General features: G+C 54.3%; 2 protein-coding genes. One reads left to right on the forward strand and one right to left on the reverse strand.

Translation table 11 applies throughout. The features are described from left to right. Positions 1-523: 523 nt before the first annotated feature. Entirely contained in the window at positions 524-982 is a 459-nt protein-coding gene (locus tag V7773_RS30175) for an SRPBCC family protein (protein ID WP_336076490.1), read from the reverse strand. A gap of 142 nt (positions 983-1,124) precedes the next feature. On the opposite strand from V7773_RS30175, the gene V7773_RS30180 reads away from it, so the two are divergent. Then, entirely contained in the window at positions 1,125-1,526 is a 402-nt protein-coding gene (locus V7773_RS30180; protein WP_336076491.1) for a lysozyme inhibitor LprI family protein, read from the forward strand. Positions 1,527-1,635 lie beyond the last annotated feature (109 nt).

The raw sequence follows: 1,635 nt of genomic DNA on the forward strand, positions 1-1,635 counted from the left end.
ACCTGGGGGCCAGACCCTGGCTGCCGATGGTTCCGACCGCACCATGACCCGGCGCCTGGCATGATCAGGCCACTTTTTCGCAGACGAAAAAAAACCCGCCTAGGCGGGTTTTTTGAGGACCAATTTGACTCCCTGTCCGGCATTCCATGCCTGGTCCAATCATCCATGACCCCGAGCACTCCCTGTACCCAGTGGATGAACATAGATTAGGCCCATCGGTATCTTGGAAAAAGACGAGAAAGCAGCAAAGGCGTGTAAGCGTTTCGCTATAGGGCCTTCTCAGATTTTTGCGGGCGAAAAAAAACCCGCCGAAGCGGGTTTTTCCAAGACCATTACGACTCCCTGTCGATAGCTTTCCTTGCAAGGTCGATCGTCCCTGATCCTGAGCACTTCCTGTGCTTCAGTGGATGAGTCCAGATTACGCCTCGGATCCAAAACGAAATAGACGACATAGCTACCATCTCGTGTAAGACATTCGCTACACCGCCCCCTCCAAAAACCCTTAGCTCCTCAGCACTCCCTATCAAGACTTGCTCAGGAAGGCTTCAATATTGGCCATCTGCTCGTCCCAACCACGGCTGTCCATGCGAAAAGCCTTGAGCCGGCGAGCCTCGGGAATGTTGTTGAAACCCGACTCCACGACTTTGAGCAGGGTGCCGCCATCCATGTCTTCAAGTTCGAATTGCACCCGGGTTTCGGACTCTTGAGAGTAATCAACCTGCGGCTCGACAGCGTAAGGATGCCAGCGAAACGAGAACACCCGCTCAGGCTCCACTCGTTCCACCGCCACGTCCCAGATGAGATGCTCGTAACCTGGATAAGTGATTTGCCCCTGGGTACGCTCCCCTGCCACAAACCGTTTCCCCTCAAGGGCAACACCGAACCATTGGCCGAAAGCTTCGGCATTGGCCAGGGCTCGCCAGACATGAGAGCGCGGAGCCTTAAGCAGGATCTTTCTTTCAATGCGATCGGATGAATGCATGGGTCACCTCCTGTGTTTCAACAGTAGGCTTGTAAGACCACAACGCCAACCAGAAAGTTGTATCAGTATCGCCTTCTTTAAAACCGCAGGGAGCGATGTAAACTCACCCGGCGTTTTCAATCCCCTCAAGGAGAGACCAAACATGTCCCCGCGCTTGCTTCTGGCCCTGATGCCGCTGCTTTTCGTCACTGTTGCCCAGGCTGACAACTGCACCGACGCCACCACTCAAGGTGAAATGAACCAATGCGCAGTCAAAGAAAACAAGGCCGCCGACAACGAGCTGAACAGCTTGTACAAGCTGATCACGGCACGCTTGAAGGACAACCCGCAGGCCAAACAGATGCTGGTCAAGGCGCAGCGTGCCTGGATAGGCTTCCGTGACGCCGAATGCAATTTCTCCGCCTCCGGGGTCGAGGGCGGTAGCGTCTACCCACTGATCTACAGCAACTGCATCACCGCCCAGACTAAAGCCCGGATCGAGGCATTCAAGACCTATCTCAAGTGCAAGGAAGGGGATCTGAGCTGCCCAGTACCCGGGGCTTAAGGGCCGGATGCAAAAAAGGATAACCTCTACAGGTCATCCTTTTTTTGGCCAAAGCTTTTTGTTTCAGGCAAAACAAAACCCCTACCTGCATCAGCAGATAGGGGTTTCG

Origin of the sequence: Pseudomonas sp. 3JA, from assembly GCF_036961705.1 — a bacterium.
In the GTDB taxonomy this organism is placed as follows: Bacteria; Pseudomonadota; Gammaproteobacteria; order Pseudomonadales; family Pseudomonadaceae; genus Aquipseudomonas; species Aquipseudomonas fluorescens_Q.

What these genes read in the sequence shown, in the direction of transcription:
- V7773_RS30175 (WP_336076490.1), bottom strand. Translation starts at nt 982, where the DNA reads ATGCATTCATCCGATCGCATTGAAAGAAAGATCCTGCTTAAGGCTCCG.
- V7773_RS30180 (WP_336076491.1), top strand. Translation starts at nt 1,125, where the DNA reads ATGTCCCCGCGCTTGCTTCTGGCCCTGATGCCGCTGCTTTTCGTCACT.